This window comes from Streptomyces sp. NPDC046870, assembly GCF_040704595.1.
Taxonomy (GTDB): Bacteria; Actinomycetota; Actinomycetes; order Streptomycetales; family Streptomycetaceae; genus Streptomyces; species Streptomyces argyrophylli.
The window spans coordinates 438,836-454,557 of sequence record NZ_JBEYXM010000005.1 but is presented as its reverse complement, the minus strand read 5'-3'; the positions used below and the strand labels follow the sequence as shown (position 1 = coordinate 454,557).

At 72.9% G+C, this 15,722-nt stretch carries 13 protein-coding genes and 1 pseudogene; 7 read left to right on the top strand and 7 right to left on the bottom strand.

Annotated features, from left to right (window positions below; all coding sequences use genetic code 11):
• The first annotated feature begins 5 nt into the window (after nt 1-5).
• Both AB0946_RS15260 and AB0946_RS15255 read left to right on the top strand, forming a co-directional pair.
• Entirely contained in the window at nt 6-1,586 is a 1,581-nt protein-coding gene (locus AB0946_RS15260) for a GH32 C-terminal domain-containing protein (protein ID WP_366761048.1), read from the top strand.
• Nucleotides 1,587-1,613: 27 nt separating this feature from the next.
• The gene (locus AB0946_RS15255) at nt 1,614-2,588 is read left to right on the top strand and encodes a TauD/TfdA family dioxygenase (RefSeq protein WP_366761047.1); all 975 of its coding nucleotides are present in this window, start codon (nt 1,614-1,616) and stop codon (nt 2,586-2,588) included.
• 1 nt (nt 2,589) lies between these two features.
• Here AB0946_RS15255 and AB0946_RS15250 read toward each other — a convergent pair whose 3' ends face one another.
• Together AB0946_RS15250 and AB0946_RS15245 are read right to left on the bottom strand one after the other, a co-directional pair.
• Nucleotides 2,590-3,618, bottom strand: coding sequence for an LLM class flavin-dependent oxidoreductase (locus AB0946_RS15250; RefSeq protein WP_366761046.1), 1,029 nt, complete (start codon nt 3,616-3,618; stop codon nt 2,590-2,592).
• A gap of 88 nt (nt 3,619-3,706) precedes the next feature.
• On the bottom strand, nt 3,707-5,218 hold the full coding sequence (locus tag AB0946_RS15245; protein ID WP_366761045.1) for a metallophosphoesterase: 1,512 nt from the start codon (nt 5,216-5,218) through the stop codon (nt 3,707-3,709).
• Nucleotides 5,219-5,353: 135 nt separating this feature from the next.
• Between AB0946_RS15245 and AB0946_RS15240 the strand changes: the two genes are divergently transcribed.
• Nucleotides 5,354-5,641, top strand: a complete 288-nt coding sequence (locus AB0946_RS15240; RefSeq protein WP_366761044.1) for a DUF1905 domain-containing protein — start codon at nt 5,354-5,356, stop codon at nt 5,639-5,641.
• Nucleotides 5,642-5,666: 25 nt separating this feature from the next.
• Here AB0946_RS15240 and AB0946_RS15235 read toward each other — a convergent pair.
• Nucleotides 5,667-5,762, bottom strand: a pseudogene (locus tag AB0946_RS15235) (SAM-dependent methyltransferase); the annotation flags it as partial.
• Between the two features lie 205 nt (nt 5,763-5,967).
• Here AB0946_RS15235 and AB0946_RS15230 point away from each other — a divergent pair.
• Together AB0946_RS15230 and AB0946_RS15225 are read left to right on the top strand one after the other, a co-directional pair.
• Nucleotides 5,968-6,309 carry an SAM-dependent methyltransferase gene (locus AB0946_RS15230; RefSeq protein ID WP_366761043.1) on the top strand — a complete coding sequence of 114 codons (342 nt, stop codon included), beginning with the start codon at nt 5,968-5,970 and terminating at the stop codon, nt 6,307-6,309.
• 117 nt (nt 6,310-6,426) lie between these two features.
• Nucleotides 6,427-8,826 (top strand): M4 family metallopeptidase, encoded by a 2,400-nt coding sequence (locus AB0946_RS15225; protein ID WP_366761042.1) that lies wholly within the window; start codon nt 6,427-6,429, stop codon nt 8,824-8,826.
• Nucleotides 8,827-8,885: 59 nt separating this feature from the next.
• On the opposite strand, the gene AB0946_RS15220 is transcribed toward AB0946_RS15225, so the two are convergent.
• The 3 genes from AB0946_RS15220 to AB0946_RS15210 all read right to left on the bottom strand — a co-directional run bounded on the left by AB0946_RS15220 (nt 8,886) and on the right by AB0946_RS15210 (nt 12,088).
• Nucleotides 8,886-10,100 (bottom strand): glycoside hydrolase family 64 protein, encoded by a 1,215-nt coding sequence (locus tag AB0946_RS15220; protein ID WP_366761041.1) that lies wholly within the window; start codon nt 10,098-10,100, stop codon nt 8,886-8,888.
• A gap of 193 nt (nt 10,101-10,293) precedes the next feature.
• Entirely contained in the window at nt 10,294-11,049 is a 756-nt protein-coding gene (locus AB0946_RS15215) for a dienelactone hydrolase family protein (protein ID WP_366761040.1), read from the bottom strand.
• Nucleotides 11,050-11,467: 418 nt separating this feature from the next.
• A complete protein-coding gene (locus tag AB0946_RS15210) occupies nt 11,468-12,088 on the bottom strand; it encodes an L-threonylcarbamoyladenylate synthase (protein ID WP_366755056.1) in 621 nt (206 codons plus the stop codon).
• Nucleotides 12,089-13,327: 1,239 nt separating this feature from the next.
• Here AB0946_RS15210 and AB0946_RS15205 point away from each other — a divergent pair.
• Complete coding sequence (locus tag AB0946_RS15205; protein ID WP_225810782.1) at nt 13,328-13,537, top strand: hypothetical protein; 210 nt, start codon at nt 13,328-13,330, stop codon at nt 13,535-13,537.
• Nucleotides 13,538-13,541: 4 nt separating this feature from the next.
• On the opposite strand, the gene AB0946_RS15200 is transcribed toward AB0946_RS15205, so the two are convergent.
• The gene (locus AB0946_RS15200; RefSeq protein WP_366761038.1) at nt 13,542-14,015 is read right to left on the bottom strand and encodes a hypothetical protein; all 474 of its coding nucleotides are present in this window, start codon (nt 14,013-14,015) and stop codon (nt 13,542-13,544) included.
• Between the two features lie 341 nt (nt 14,016-14,356).
• Here AB0946_RS15200 and AB0946_RS15195 point away from each other — a divergent pair, with 341 nt between their 5' ends.
• Nucleotides 14,357-15,706: a transaminase gene (locus AB0946_RS15195; RefSeq protein ID WP_366761037.1), complete on the top strand. Its 1,350-nt coding sequence runs from the start codon at nt 14,357-14,359 to the stop codon at nt 15,704-15,706.
• The last annotated feature ends 16 nt before the right edge of the window (nt 15,707-15,722 follow it).

Here is a 15,722-nt window from a genome sequence, read left to right as displayed (position 1 = left end):
GAGAGATGCGTGGTCTGAGCAGAAGGGCCCTGTTCGCCTCCACGGCCGCAGGAGCGGGCGCGGCGCTGCTGCCCGCGGCGCCCGCCGGGGCGAGGCCGCGGCCCGGGGCGGCGGCCGGATGCGCGCGGTACCGCGCCGACTACCACTTCACCGTGCCCGACCAGTGGAAGAACGATCCGCAGCGCCCGGTCTGGATCGACGGCGAGTACCACTGCTACTACCTCTACAACGCCGACTACCTGGACGGCGTGGAGGGCACCGCGTGGCGGCTGGCCACCAGCACCGACCTCGTCTCCTTCACCGACCGGGGCATCGCCGTCCCCAAGGACACGACCGTCAACGGCGACGTGTGGTCGGGCTCGGCGGTGGTCGACACCACCGGCACGGCCGGCTTCGGCGCGGGCGCGGTCGTCGCCGTCGTCACCATGTCACCCGGCGGCGGCACCGACCACCAGGAGCAGTTCCTGTACTACTCGACGGACGGCGGCCGCACCTTCACCCCCCACGGCACCGACCCCGTTCTCCCCAACCCGGGGGTCCTCGACTTCCGCGACCCCAAGCTGATCCGTGACGACGACCACGACCGCTGGGTGATGGCCCTCGCCGAACGGAACAAGGTCGGCTTCTACCACTCGGCGGACCTCAGGTCCTGGACGTACGCGGGCGCTTTCGTCAAGGACGGCCTCGGCGTCCTGGAATGCCCCGACCTGTTCCGCATCACCGCCGACGACGGCGCCGTGAAGTGGGTGCTGGGCGTGAGCGCGGACGGCACCGGCTCCGGGCAGCCCTGTACCTACGCCTACTGGACGGGCTCGTTCGACGGCGCGGGGTTCACCGCCGACTCCGCCGACCCGCAGTGGCTCGACCACGGCTGGGACTGGTACGCGGCCGTCACCTTCGAGAAGCGGAACCCGGACGGCACGGTGGACCCGGCCACCCGCCACGCCCTGGCCTGGCTGAACAACTGGGCCTACGCGCACACCACCCCCACCATCGACGGCGACGGCTTCAACGGCACCGACTCGATCGTCCGCGAGATCACCCTGAGGAGGACCGCCTCCGGCGGCTACCACCTCGCCTCCCGCCCGGTCCCCGCGCTCGACGCCTACGTCTCCAGGACCGTGCGCCTCGGCGACCTGACGGTCGACGGCACCCGCACGCTCGACCACACCGGCATCTCCTACGAGCTGAGCACCGAGATCACCTGGTCCGAACTCACCGGCGCGGGCGTCCAGCTGCGCCGTTCCCGGGACGGTGTACGGCACATCGACGCCGGGGTGTACGGCGACTACGCCTTCCTCAACCGGCGCGGCACGGTCAACCCCGACCCCGGCGGCACCCGGCAGGAGAGCCGCACCCCGTTCGACCGGTCCGCCGGCCGGGTGCGGCTGCGGATCCTCGTGGACCGCACGTCCGTCGAGATGTTCGTGGACGACGGCCGGTACGTGCACTCCGCCGAGGTGTTCCCCTACCTGGTCGACGACCGTCTGGCCCTGTTCAGCGCCGGCGGCACGGCCGTGTTCCGGAACACGGTGATACGGGAGTTCGCCGTGCCGGGGCAGAGGGTGTCACGATCTCCCCGGTAGCGGACACGGACGAGCACCGGAGGGCGCATGACGACGGACAGGGCGGCCGCGGACGGAACGGGTCACGTCGCGGGCGTGGAGGTGCGGCCGGTCGCCGGGCACATCGGGGCCGAGATCACCGGCGTCGACCTCGCCGGGCCACTGGACGACGCGGTGACCGCGCTCATCAGGGACGCGGTGCTGCGCTGGAAGGTGGTGTTCTTCCGCGGCCAGCGGCTGGACCACGCCGGACACGTCGCCTTCGCGCGCCGCTTCGGCGAACCGGTGGTGCTCCCGCGCCGCGGACCGCACTCCCCGCCCGGCTTCCCCGAGATCGAGACCACCGCCGACCGGCTGGAACTGGGCGGACGGTACGGCATGGACCACGACGAGTGGCTGAGCCGGCGCCGGCACACCCTGCTGCGCGGCTGGCACTGCGACCACGGGGCCCGCGTCGACCCGCCGGCCGCGACCATCCTGCGCGCCGAGACCGTCCCGCCCTACGGCGGCGACACCACGTGGGCCAACCTGGCCGCCGCCTACGCCGGACTGTCCGCACCGGTCCGCGCCTTCGCCGACGGCCTGCGCGCCGAACACCGGCTCGGCGTCGGCTACCAGCCCCGGCCCGGCGACGACGCCTACCTCCGCCACCTGCTGGACCACCAGGTCGCCTCCGTGCACCCGCTGGTCCGGGTGCACCCGGAGACCGGGGAACGGGTGCTGTTCGTGAACGGCTACTACGTCGAGCAGATCGTGGACGTCTCCCGGCCGGAGAGCGCGGCACTGCTTCAGATGCTGCTGGAGCAGGCCGTGCGCCCCGAGTACACGGTCCGCTTCCGCTGGGAGCCCGGCAGTGTCGCCTTCTGGGACAACCGGGCCACGATGCACCTGGCGCCGAGCGACCATGTGCGTGTGGGCTCCCCGCGGGTCATGCACCGGGTGATGCTTCACGGTGAGGTGCCGGTCGGGGTGGACGGGCGGCCCTCCGCACCGGTCACCGGCACGGCAGCGGGCCGCTGGTGACTCAGGCGGCGGGCCGCCACCCCAGCGCCGGGCCCAGCCGCGTCGCCATGTCGGTCAGGATCTGCACGTAGTCCTCGTGCTCGAACGTGAACGGCAGCGCGAACGCCACCTCGTCCACCTCGCGGAACGCGGCGTGCGCGTGCAGCCGTTCGGCGAGCTCCGCGGAGGTGCCGACCAGGTCCGGCGCGAACAGCAGCCGGGCCGGGCCCTGCGGAGAGGCCGTACGGGGCAGGCGCCCGGCGGCGTAGGCCTCGTACTTGGCGCGCTGCTCCGGTGTCGCCGAGTCGGTGGGGATCACCACCAGCCCCTGGGAGACCCGGGCCGCCTCCCCGTCCGGGTGACGGGCGCGGAACGCGCGGATGTGGGACAGCTGGATCTCCGCGAAGTCCAGGGGCGCCTCGGGGTCCTCCGCCTTGACGACACTGCTGGTCAGGAAGTTCATGCCGTGCTCGCCGGCCCAGCGCGCCGAGCCGAGGCTGCCGCCGCCGTACCACAGCCGCCGGCCCAGCCCGGGGGAGTGCGGCTGGACGACGTCGCTGAAGACCTCGATGCCCTCCACCCCGCTGAAGTCGGTGGCGGGCTTGCCGCGCACCAGGTCGAGCAGCCGCCGCACGCGCTCGTAGGAGAAGTCCTCCGCGTCGGCGGTGCCCGGGTAGAGGGCGTCCTTGACCTGGTCGTAGTGCAGGGGCGGGCCCACGCTGACGCCCGGGTTCAGCCGGCCGCCGGACAGCACGTCCACCGTCGCCAGGTCCTCGGCGAGCCGCAGCGGGTTCTCCCAGCCGAGCGGTGTCACCGCGGTGCCCAGCTCGATCCGGCGGGTGCGCTGCGAGGCGGCGGCCAGCACGGCGACCGGGGACGATATGCCGTACTGGAGGTGCCGGTGACGGACCCAGGCGCTGTCGAAGCCGAGCCGCTCGCCCAGCTCGATGATCTCCAGGGTGGACTCGTGGCCCCGGCCCGGGTCCGCGGGGTCGAACAGGCCGATGGTGAGGAAGCCCAGCTTGCGCAGCGGGCGACGGGTGGACGGCACGGGCTCCTCCAGCGGTGGTACGTCGGCTCCGCACCGATTCTCGCAGGCGAGTGTGACAACCGTGTGATCGGTTCGGCCGGCGCCGTGATCACGCGGTCCGGGGCAGCGGGATGACCACCTCGTCCTCCACCGGCGGTTCGAGTTCCTGCGCGCGGTTGCCGGTCGCGGCGAAGCAGCGCAGCCGGACCGCGTCCGGAGCGACGTCCAGCCGCAGGAAGCACTTGAAGAAGGGCGGGCTGTAGGTGGCCGAGGACGGCGAGAACAGCTGGGTGTAGATCTTCCGGACGGGCAGCCGGAACCGGGCGGGACGGCCGGGGCGGCGGCCGGCCCCGAGGAGGCTCGCGACCAGGCGGGCACGGCGGGTGACCCGGACGTCCGGGCCGGGCGCGCGGGCCGGTTCGATGCCCAGCCGCTCGGCGATCACCGCCGTCGCCTCCTGCTCGGTGAGGGTGAAGAAGCGGCGCAGCCGGAGCCTGCGGCCGTACAGACGGCTGTAGAAGGCGAGCGAGTCGCCGCGCAGCGGGTAGCAGCGGAACGCGCCCTCGGTGACCCCGCCGACCGCGACCGGCGGGATGGTGTGCGTGGCGTGCATGAACGCCCCGCCGCCGCCCGCGACGACGTACTGGATCGTGCGCCCGTCCACGTCGACCGGGTACCGCTGGTAGTTGTGGATGTCGCCGCCGATCGCGGCCACGTAGTGGTGCTCGGGGGCCCGGACGATCTCGTCCACCGTGCCGCCGCCCTCGATGGGGCAGGGGTGGTGCTCCCCGTCGACGTACAGCGGCGATCCGGTGACGAGGATCTTCGGGCGGGACCCCTTCGATATCTCCCGCAGCCAGGCGCCCTGTTCGGCGTCGACCGTGCCCAGCAGACCGGTGTCGATCCCGACGATCCGCACCGGCCCCGCGTCGATCGCCCAGTACGGGCCCGGCTGCGCCGCCTGTTGGCCCGGCGCCGCGCGCAATTCCCGTGCCCTGGCCAGCCGTTGCTCGTCGACGGGGCGCGCCCGGTGCCACAGCAGGGAGCGCCACCAGGCGCGGGTGAGCGGGCGGGGCCGGGGCTCAGGGGCGGGCGGTGGGGGGTCGGCGCAGAAGACGCGCATGAAGGCGCCGAGGTCCTCGTACCAGTCGTGGTTGCCGGGGATCGCGTAGATCGGCGCGGGATAGTCCTGGTACGGCCTGAAGAACTTGTCGCCGTAGTCGTCGGCGCTGCCGACGGGATAGATCACGTCGCTGGCGATGACCGCGAAGTCGGTGTCCCGGCCCACTTCGAGGAAGCCGGGCACGACGGCGTACTGGGAGTCGTCCCCCTCACCCGTGTCCCCGATGACCATGAAGGAGAACCGTTCCGGTACGTCCCGGCGGACCACCTTGTCCGCGGGCGCTCCCGCGGCCGCCCGGGACGCCACCCAGCGGCTGCGGGTACGGCCGGTCGGGTCGCCGAACCAGGACGCCAGCACGCCGTTGCGGGCGGCCCACAGGACGCGCGGGTTCAGCCACGACAGCTTCTCGACGTGGTCCGGCATCAGCCGTCCGTAGGTGCCGGGTTCGGCCGCGCCCCAGCCGGCGCCCTGTGCGGTATCGCGTGAGGAGTCAGACACGCGGTGCACGGTAACAACGCGCCGGTCAGCGGCGGAATGCCGGGGTCACGCCCAACGCGCCCAGGCGCACGGTGGGTTAGGGCACGCTACCCTCTGCGGGACGGGGCACCCCTCCTCCGCACGGGAACGGATCGCATGGAACTCTCCTTCTCCGGCCGGGTCGTCGAGTGGCGGGGACCGTCGCCGTACTACTTCGTCGCCGTGCCCGGACAGGAGTCCGCGGACATCGGCGAGGTGGCCGCCCAGGCCACCTACGGCTGGGGCGCGGTCCCCGTCACGGCCAGGATCGGCGCGACCGGCTTCGCCACCTCGCTCTTCCCGAAGGACGGCGCGTACCTGCTCCCGCTGAAGAGGGCCGTGCGGGCGCCGGAAGGGCTGGCGGTGGGCGACGAGGTGACCGTGGAGCTGACCGTGCGCCTGTGACGCCCACGGCACGCGCGCGCGGCGGTCACGGCTTGCGGGCGAGCCCTCCGTGTTCCGCGACGGCCCGCGGGACCGGGGAGCCGGGCTCCGGGCGCCAAGGGGTGACCGGTACGGCGCCGGGGCGATGAGATCAGACCGTCGCAGGCCTCCCGGGCCCGATCGAGGACTCCCGCGAGGGGGCGACCGCCTCCGTCGACGCCGACGCCAGGGACCCGGACCGCATCCTCGCGGCGGCCGGGACGCCGGACCCGAGAAGGCGAGCGGCGTCCGGGCGTGCGCCAGGGCCGGCGGTCGGCAGACCGGTGCCGACGTACCGGAACTGCCGGATGCCCGCCTCGCGGACCGGGTGGGTGACGTCGGTGCCGCACTCGGCCCGCATCTGGAGCCACCGGCTGGGCGGCGAGGACGACCACCCGGTCGACCAGCAGGCCCGCGACGCGTGTCGATCCGCCGCTGCGCCGCCGGCGTGGGCGGCGTGGCGGGACCGGTCATGGGTCGTGCCCCCTCCTCGGCCGGGACGTGGTTCCGCCACCGCCCGACCTACGGCCCTGGACGCCGCCCGTCCCGCCTCCCTTGTTCGCGCTCGGGGCGATAGGGAAAACCCTCGATTGACCCGCCGTTGGGTGACATGGCTCGGTCAATGCTGTCATTCTCCCTCAGCACGCTGATCCACCCCACACGTTCATGGATCACGGTCCCGCACAGCTCAGCTCACCCCGGGCAGCAGTCCCGTCTGCCCGTCTGTCACCGGCCGCAGACCCGCGGTCGCAGCAGGAGGAGTACGAGTGAGACCCCACAGACCCCTTCCCCACAAGCGGGCCACGGTAGGAGCCGCCCTGGTCTCCACCGCGGCCTTCCTCGCCGTCGGCCTCCAGGCGGTCCCGGCCACCGCCGCACCGGCCGCCCCCCACCCCGGCCCGCTGCGCACCGGCGGCCTGGAGGCCAGGCTCAGCCCGGCCCAGCACCAGGCGCTGGTCAAGAGCGCCCGGCAGCAGACCTCCACGACCGCGCGCACCCTCGGCCTCGGCGCCCAGGAGAAGCTGGTCGTCAAGGACGTCGTCAAGGACAACGACGGCACCCTGCACACGCGGTACGAGCGCACGTACGCCGGACTGCCCGTCCTCGGCGGCGACCTCGTCGTGCACACCCCGCCCGCCTCCCTGGCCAAGGGCACGGTGAGCGCCACCTTCAACAACAAGCGCACGATCAAGGTGCGTTCCACCACCGCGACCGTCAGCAAGGCCGCCGCCGCGACCACGGCCCTGAAGGCCGCGAAGACCCTGCGTGCCGAGAAGCCCACCACCGACAGCGCCCGCAAGGTGATCTGGGCCGGCAACGGCACCCCGAAGCTCGCCTGGGAGACGGTGGTCGGCGGCTTGCAGGACGACGGCACGCCCAGCCAGTTGCACGTCATCACCGACGCCACCACCGGCAAGGAGCTGTACCGGTACCAGGCGGTCAAGACCGGCACCGGCAACACCCAGTACAGCGGCAGCGTCACCCTGAACACCACGCTGTCGGGCTCGACGTACCAGCTCAACGACACCACGCGCGGCGGGCACAAGACGTACAACCTCAACCGGGGCACCTCCGGCACCGGTACTCTGATGACCGACGCCGACGACGTCTGGGGCGACGGGACCGGCTCCAACACCCAGACCGCCGGCGCCGACGCCGCCTACGGCGCGCAGGAGACCTGGGACTTCTACAAGAACACCTTCGGGCGCAGCGGCATCCGCAACGACGGCGTCGCCGCCTACAGCCGCGTCCACTACAGCAGCGGCTACGTCAACGCGTTCTGGGACGACAGCTGCTTCTGCATGACCTACGGCGACGGCTCGGGCAACACCCACGCCCTGACCTCGCTGGACGTGGCCGGCCACGAGATGAGCCACGGCGTCACCTCCAACACCGCCGGCCTGGAGTACAGCGGTGAGTCGGGCGGCCTGAACGAGGCGACCTCCGACATCTTCGGCACCGGCGTGGAGTTCTACGCGAACAACTCCAAGGACGTCGGCGACTACCTCATCGGCGAGAAGATCGACATCAACGGCGACGGCTCGCCGCTGCGGTACATGGACAAGCCGAGCAAGGACGGCGGTTCGGCGGACAGCTGGTACTCCGGGGTCGGCAACCTGGACGTGCACTACTCCTCGGGCCCGGCGAACCACATGTTCTACCTGCTGTCCGAGGGCAGCGGCAGCAAGGTCATCAACGGCGTGACCTACAACAGCCCGACCTCCGACGGCGTCGCCGTCACCGGCATCGGCCGCGACGCCGCGCTGAAGATCTGGTACAAGGCGCTGACGACGTACATGACGTCCAGCACCAACTACGCCGGCGCCCGTACCGCCGCCCTCAACGCCGCCGCGGCGCTGTACGGCACCAACTCCACGCAGTACGCGGGGGTGGGCAACGCCTTCGCCGGTATCAACGTGGGCGGCCACATCAACCCGCCGAGCAGTGGGGTGACGGTCACCAACCCGGGCAGCCAGTCCTCCACCGTCGGCACCGCCGTGAGCCTGCAGATCCAGGCGAGCAGCACCAACAGCGGCGCCCTGACGTACAGCGCCTCCGGTCTGCCGGCCGGCCTGTCGATCAACGGCTCGACCGGTCTGATCTCGGGTACGCCCACCGCGGCGGGCACCTCCAGCACCACCGTCACGGTCAAGGACTCCACCGGCGCGACCGGCACCGCCACCTTCAGCTGGACGGTCAGCACGACCGGCGGCGGCTGCACCTCCACCCAGCTGCTGAGCAACCCCGGCTTCGAGTCGGGCAGCACCGGCTGGACCGCGACCAGCGGCGTCATCACCACGGACAGCGGTGAGGCGGCCCACAGCGGCTCCTACAAGGCCTGGCTGGACGGGTACGGCTCCTCGCACACCGACAGCGTCTCCCAGTCGGTGACGATCCCCGCGGGCTGCAAGGCGACCCTGACCTTCTACCTGCACGTCGACACCGCGGAGTCCGGCAGCACCGCCTACGACAAGCTGACGGTGACCGCCGGTTCGAAGACCCTCGCGACCTACTCGAACCTCAACGCGGCCTCCGGCTACACCCAGAAGACCTTCGACCTGTCCTCGCTGGCGGGCTCGACGGTCACGCTGAAGTTCAACGGCGTGGAGGACTCCTCGCTGCAGACCAGCTTCGTCGTGGACGACACGGCCCTGACGACCGGCTGATCCGGCACTGACGACAGCGGTCCCGCACCCGGCCGTCCGGGTGCGGGACCGCTCGCGTGTCAGCTCAGCGGATCGAGCGTCAGATACGCCTGCTGCGGATTGCCGTCGTGCACCAGCGACTCCTGGTTGCCGACGTCGTCGAAGGCGAACGCGTACGCCTTCCCGTCGGCCGTCTGCGCGTGGATCGCGCGCGCGTAGTGGTTGGTCACCGCGTCCCGGTAGAAGTTCGCCGTCGTCGTGTCCGGCTGGCTGGGGTTCACCAGCAGCGTCGAACGGTTGAAACCGGCGCACAGCGTGCGGGAGATGGGCCCGCGGACGGTGTCGTTGGGTGCGTCCAGCAGCTTGTGGCAGCCGAAGATGCTGGCCGCGTCGGGCTTCTGGAAGCTGGTGACGACCGCGCCGGAGGAGTTGGTGAAGTTCATGACGTTCCCGGAGACACGGCCGTAGTACTTGATGTCCGGCTGGTCGGCGAACGGCGTGACGGTCAGCGTGGAGGTCGCGTACTTCTGCCAGACCCGGCCGACGTAGTCGTCCATCACGTTCGCCGGCAGGGCGCCGGTCTCCACCCCGTACAGCGGGGACAGTGCGCGCAGCACGGTGCCGTCGGGACGGGTCTGGATCAGCTCCGCCCAGCCGCCCGGCTGCGCGCGGAGCGTGCTGAAGAAGCCGTTCCAGCCGCCGGACTTCAGGTGCCCGGTGCTGCCGACGCTGCCGTCGGCCCGCTGCACCCCGACCGCGTACGGCGCCGAGAACATGTCCACCTGGGTGCTGTTGAGCCACAGCCCGGAGTCGTTGAGCGTGTACTCCGACCAGTTGAAGAGGATGTTCCGGTTGGGGTCGGACGGGTTCTGGACGGCCGGCTGCACCAGTCCGCCGGTGGTGAGCCTGAAGTCGAGCTTCTGGCCGTACGAGAAGTAGATGCGGCCGGAGAACTTGGGGATGCGGATGGTCGTGGACTGCCCGGCGGCCGGGCCGGGTATCGCCGCGTCCGGTGCGGGGGTCGGCGGATTGCCGCCCGCCGGCCAGGCGTGGAAGGCGCCGCTCGCGTCGGCCCAGCCCTGCCGTCCCGAGGACAGCTGGGTGCCGAGGTCGTAGAGGTACACCGGCTCGGAACGACCCGAGTTGTTCGTGATCTTCAGCGGGATGGTGTCGGGGACGGCGGCGTCGGCGCGCTGGGGTGCGCCGAGGCCGAGCAGTCCGCCGAGCAGCGCCGCGGCGGCGGCCAGGGGGAGCGCGCGACGGGGAAGCGCGCGGCGGTTGGACCTGTGGGGCACTCTCCACCTCCGTGTGGGGTCGGGGTCGTACGGAATTGGTCCGTACCTGCTTGAGAGCGCTCTCAGGTTGAGGCTGAGACGAGTGCATGTCAATGACATGGACAAGATCGGCCCCGGCGCCCGCCGTCGGGGAGGGCGCCGGGCCCGGCGTCGGGACGTGCCCGAACAGGGTCGGAACGGTGCCCGAACGGGGTCAGAACGTGCGCTTGAGCAGACCGAGCAGCGCGGCCCAGTGCCGCTCGTCGGCCTCCCGGTCGTAGGCCGGGGTGTCCGCCTGGGTGTAGCCGTGGTGGGCACCGCTGTACACCTCGCAGGTGTGCCGCACCCCGGCGGCGGTCAACGCCTCCTCGAAGCGGGCCACCTGCTCCGGCGGCAGCGACGGGTCCTCGTCGGCGTGCCCGAAGTAGAGCTCGGCGGTGATGGCCGGAGCCTGCAGGTGCGGGCTGTCCGGGTCGTCGGTGGCGAGGCGCCCGCCGTGGAAGCCGGCCCCCGCCGCGATCCGGTCCGGGTGGGCGCCCGCGGTCCACAGCACGAGCCGGGCGCCCATGCAGTAGCCGGTCAGCGCGGCCGGGCCGTCGGCCGCGACCGGGCTGTCGGCCAGCCACCGCAGGTAGGCGTCCGCGTCCCGCCTCACCTGGTCCGGCGTCAGCCCGGCCACGATCGGACCGAGCCGCTCCCAGAGGGTCGGGTCGGCGCCCGGGTCGATGAACTCGGGCAGCCGGAGGACCGGTGCCCGGCCCAGACGGTAGAACACGTTCGGCACCAGCACCGTGTAACCGGCGCCGGCGAGCCGGTCGGCCATCGACCGCAGGTACGGCCGCAGACCGTAGGCGTCCTGGTAGAAGAGGACGGCCGGGCGGGGCCGGCCGTCGGCCGGATGGACGAGATAGGCGTCGGCGACGCCGTCCTCGGTGGGGATGTCGACGGCGGTCGCCTGGACATCGGTCATGGTGAGAAGGCCCTCCCTCGGGAACGGGCGCGGGCGGCGGATGCCCGCCCGGCGCCGCGGCTACGGCCATGCTGCCACGCAAGATCCGGTCCGGCGCACCCGGTGCCCCGGGCGCTCACGCGCGGGGCTTGAGTGGGGGCGGGCCCACGCGTGGCCTGGCCGCCGGTGCCGGGGCGCTCGCACGCGGTGGGCAGCGGCTCGGGTGGCTCGCCCGGTGCCGAGGGTGGTGCCGGTGGCGCTGCGTGCGCGGCGGGCGCGGCCGGGTCCGTGCGATGCCGTTGGCGTCCGTGTCGAGCGGCCGGGGTGCTCACCCGGCGGGCCGGTCGCCCCCGGTGCTCACGTGCGTCGGCCGGGGTGCCCGGCCGGTGGGAACCGGCCTCCCCGGCGTTCGCCCGGTGGGTGCCGGTGCCCCCGGCGCTCACTCGAAGCGGCTGGTGTCCCCGGCGCCCCGCCGGACGATCTCCGCCTCGCCGCTGGAGAAGTCGACCACCGTCGTCGGTTCGGTGCCGCAGTCGCCCGAGTCGACCACGGCGTCCACCACGTGGTCGAGCCGGTCCTTGATCTCCCAGCCCTGGGTCAGCGGCTCCTCCTCGTCCGGCAGCAGCAGCGTGCTGGACAGCAGCGGCTCACCCAGCTCCGCCAGCAACGCCTGGGTGACCACATGGTCGGGGATGCGCACGCCCACGGTCTTCTTCTTCGGGTGCTGGAGCATGCGCGGCACCTCGCGGGTGGCTGGCAGGATGAACGTGTAGCTGCCCGGTGTCGACGCCTTCACGGCCCGGAACACGTCGTTGTCGACCCGGACGAACTGGCCGAGCTGCGCGAAGTCCCGGCACATCAGGGTGAAGTGGTGCCGGTGGTCCAGCCGGCGGATGGAGCGGATCCGGTCCGTCCCGTCCCGGCTGCCCAGCCGGCAGCCGAGGGCGTAGCAGGAGTCGGTCGGGTATGCGATGAGCGCGCCCGAGCGGACCGCGTCGGCGACCTGGCCGATGCTGCGCGGCTGCGGGTTCTCGGGGTGCACGTCGAAGTACTTCGCCATCTGCCGAGCTTATGCGGTCCCGGGGCGCGGGACGGACACCTGTGGCCTCATACCTTGGCTTGACCGGCCATCCGGCTTGACCGGCCCGCCGGGTCCGGCCCGGCCCCACCGGCCGTAGCGTTCCCACCGGTCTGACGGGCCCACCGGGCCGGGCCCCACCGGCCTGACGGGCCCCGCTGGCCTGACGGGTCCGCCCGGCCTGACCGGCCGTACTGGCCTGTCCCACCAGGCCGAACCCCACTGGCCTGACCGGCTCGGCCGGCCCGACCGTCCGACCGGGACCGCACCGGCTGGCGGACTCGGCCTGCGGCCTGCCCGCTTGTCGGTCTGTCGGCCTGCGGACACAGCGGGCCCGGTCGGCATTCCGGCCGCCCCGGCGGTGGCTGTCCGGTCGGGCCTGCCCGCCTGGGGCATACCCCAGGGGGCGAAGAGCCGGGCGTGCGGGGTGCGGCTCGCGCCGTCGCGCCAGGCGCGGACGACCGGCGCCGGGCGGCACCGCCATCGTGCCCTCCCGTTGCCGGAAGTCGTGCGCGTACTTCCCGGATTCCCGGGCATCCGACCTCTGAGTCGCCCAGGGCCTTCCCCCCGCCCGGGGCGCGGCGTCTCCGCCGGCGGCCACCCCCCCAGGCCGCCGGCGGAGCCATGTCCGCCGGGACCGGCCCGTGGCCCGTCACGTCTCCAGGGGCCTCGGGCTCGCCGGCCGCGCGTCAGGGACGAGCGGGCCGGGAACCGGCCGGGTTCGCCCTGTCCGGCCGCCGGCGCGGTCGGCAGGTCGCACACGTGCCGTGGGGAGGTGCCCACGGCCACGCCCGGCACGTTCGCCTCGCGCATGATCCACCGTACGGGCGCGTCGAGCCGGCGCCTCACGGCGGGGGAGAGGACGCGGACGTCCGGTTTCGAGACCGACGGACACGGCCGGGCGGCGGCCGGTGCGGGCTCTGCCGTGAGCGGCGCGCGCAGCGCTCCCGCCGGTACGGCGACCCCGGCCACCCGGCGCAGGCGTACGGACGTGAGCTGCATGGGCTGACTCCAGGCACCTGAGAGGCGACCGTGCGCGGGGCGGACGTGGGAGCCCGGACCAGCTCGGCATAGGAGCGCCCCGGCGCGAGCCGGGAGGCTCCCGACCGACGTAATGCTTGTCCGACGGGCGGAAGGTCTCGTTCGGGCGATGGAGTCACCCGACCCGGTGAGCGCGCGGTCCGGGGCGTACCGGTGGCGGGTTCCGGGCGTTGCCCCGGCATGAACCGCTTGGACTGGATGGACCGGATGGAGCGCATGGACCGGATCCGCCGGCTGCGCCAGATGGACCGTACCGGGGAGCCGATCTACGCCGGGCTCGTCGCGGAGTGGCGGGCGCAGGGGCGGACCGTCCCCGCCGAGCCGGACGCGCTGTGGGCCGCCCTCTCCGGCCGCACCCGCGGCGCCCGGCGCGAGGCCAGGCACCTGTGAACCGTCACCGGTACGGCGCGCACAGCGGGGCGAGCACCGCCAGCGTGCCGTTGGCCTGTTGCAGCGCCTCCTCCAGGGCGCCGGGCGCGTGCAGCGTGCCGGTGCCGTCGGGTGGCACGAGCCACTCCAGGGAGCGCGCCGGCCGGTAGGGCGGCGGTACGGTCACCCAGGACCCTTTGGTCGCGTACCGCAGCCCGGCGCCGATCCAGCCGTCGGACGGGTCCGGCGGCAGGAAGAACCCCACCCTGCCCGCCGCCGTGTCCACCAGCGTCGGCCCCGGCACCGGCAGGCCGGGCCGCCACAGCAGGTCCAGGGCGAGCAGTCCCAGCCGGTCCGGGACGCTCAGCACGTCCCAGAAGCGGCCCGCCTCCAGCAGTGCGACGCCCTCGCCGTGGTCCCACTCCCATTTGCAGGCGCGCGGGTCGGCCGACGCCGCCGCCAGCCACTCCACGCCCCGCATCCACATCGTGTTCGTCATGCACTGCTCCGGATGTCCTCGCTCGCCTGCCCGGGCGCAGGGAACGGCCGTGTCCGGGCACTTCGTGCGTCCGCACGCCAACCCGGCATATGCATGGTTGTAGATATTTCTATGTGGCGGAAGGGGTGGCGCGCCCTGGCGTTTGAGTGGGGACGTTCGAACTCCGCGCGGGGGTTCGTCAGTTGGGGTACGGGGATGCGTCACTCGTCCGAGGGGGGAGGCATCCGCGGGACACGTGATTCGAGCGTCCACACAATCGATTCGAGCGTCATCCCTTGAGATACTCGTCGTTTCCGTCGTACGCTCACGGCATTCCCTCCCCGTCTCTGCCGAGGTGTCCCATGGACCGCACGCGTCTGCCCGCCCTTCTGGCCCGCGAGAGCGCCGAGGCCGAACGCCGCAACCCGCGCTCCCGGGCGGCGTACGCGCGCGCCGACCACCTCTTCGGCCGGGTGCCGATGACCTGGATGAACAAGACCGCCGGTGCCTTTCCGCGCTACCTGGCAGGGGCGCGCGGCGCCCGGGTCACCGACGTCGACGGTCACGCGTACATCGACTTCTGCCTCGGTGACACCGGCGCGATGGCCGGCCACTCACCCGCGCCCGTCACCGAGGCGGTGCACCGCCGCTACGCCGAACTGGGCGGGGCCACCGCCATGCTGCCCACCGAGGACGCCGAGTGGGTCGGCGCCGAACTGACCCGCCGCTTCGGCCTGGCCCGCTGGAGCTTCTCGCTCACCGCCACCGACGCCAACCGCTGGGCGATCCGGCTGGCCCGTGCCGTCACCGGCCGGCCGAAGATCCTCGTCAACAGCTACTGCTACCACGGCAGCGTGGACGAGTCGCTGATCGTCACCGGCCCGGACGGCACCGGCACCGCCCGCCCCGGCAACGTCGGCGCGCCCTGCGATGTGACGCTGACCAGCAGGGTCGCCGAGTTCAACGACCTCGCCGGGCTGGAGCGGGAGCTGGCCCACGGCGACATCGCCGCCGTACTGATGGAGCCCGCCCTCACCAACATCGGCATCGTGCTGCCCGAACCCGGCTACCTCGCCGGCGTCCGCGAGCTGACCCGGCGCTACGGCGCCCTGCTCATCAACGACGAGACGCACACCTTCTCCGCCGGGCCCGGCGGCTGCACGGCCGCCTGGGACCTGGAACCCGACCTGCTCACCATCGGCAAGGCGATCGGCGGCGGCATCCCGGCCGGTGCCTACGGGCTCTCCGCCGAACTCGCCGACCGGCTGCTCGGCCGCACCGACCTGGACCTCGTCGACATGGGCGGCGTCGGCGGCACCCTCGCGGGCAACGCGCTGTCGGTCGCGGCCACCCGCGCCACCCTGGAGCACGTGCTGACCGACGAGGCGTTCGCCCGGATGGCGAGCCTCGCCGAGCGCTTCGAGGCGGGGGTCCGGGCCGGCATCGAGGCCCACCGGCTGCCCTGGTCGGTCAGCCGGCTCGGCGCCCGTACCGAGTACCGCTTCACCTTCCCGGCCCCGCGCACCGGCACCGAGTCCGCGGCGGCCTCCGACCCGGAGCTGGAGGACTACCTGCACCTCTACCTCGCCAACCGGGGCATCCTGCTGACCCCGTTCCACAACATGGCGCTGATGTGCCCGGACACCACCGAACGGGACGTCGACACCCACACCGAGGTGTTCGCCGCCGCGCTCGCCGAACTGGCCGCCTGAGGCAGGGGAGCCGGAC

What these genes read in the sequence shown, in the direction of transcription:
- AB0946_RS15210 (WP_366755056.1), bottom strand. Translation starts at nt 12,088, where the DNA reads ATGGCGAAGTACTTCGACGTGCACCCCGAGAACCCGCAGCCGCGCAGC.
- AB0946_RS15240 (WP_366761044.1), top strand. Translation starts at nt 5,354, where the DNA reads ATGGAACTCTCCTTCTCCGGCCGGGTCGTCGAGTGGCGGGGACCGTCG.
- AB0946_RS15260 (WP_366761048.1), top strand. Translation starts at nt 6, where the DNA reads ATGCGTGGTCTGAGCAGAAGGGCCCTGTTCGCCTCCACGGCCGCAGGA.
- AB0946_RS15195 (WP_366761037.1), top strand. Translation starts at nt 14,357, where the DNA reads ATGGACCGCACGCGTCTGCCCGCCCTTCTGGCCCGCGAGAGCGCCGAG.
- AB0946_RS15205 (WP_225810782.1), top strand. Translation starts at nt 13,328, where the DNA reads ATGAACCGCTTGGACTGGATGGACCGGATGGAGCGCATGGACCGGATC.
- AB0946_RS15200 (WP_366761038.1), bottom strand. Translation starts at nt 14,015, where the DNA reads ATGACGAACACGATGTGGATGCGGGGCGTGGAGTGGCTGGCGGCGGCG.
- AB0946_RS15255 (WP_366761047.1), top strand. Translation starts at nt 1,614, where the DNA reads ATGACGACGGACAGGGCGGCCGCGGACGGAACGGGTCACGTCGCGGGC.
- AB0946_RS15215 (WP_366761040.1), bottom strand. Translation starts at nt 11,049, where the DNA reads ATGACCGATGTCCAGGCGACCGCCGTCGACATCCCCACCGAGGACGGC.
- AB0946_RS15230 (WP_366761043.1), top strand. Translation starts at nt 5,968, where the DNA reads ATGCCCGCCTCGCGGACCGGGTGGGTGACGTCGGTGCCGCACTCGGCC.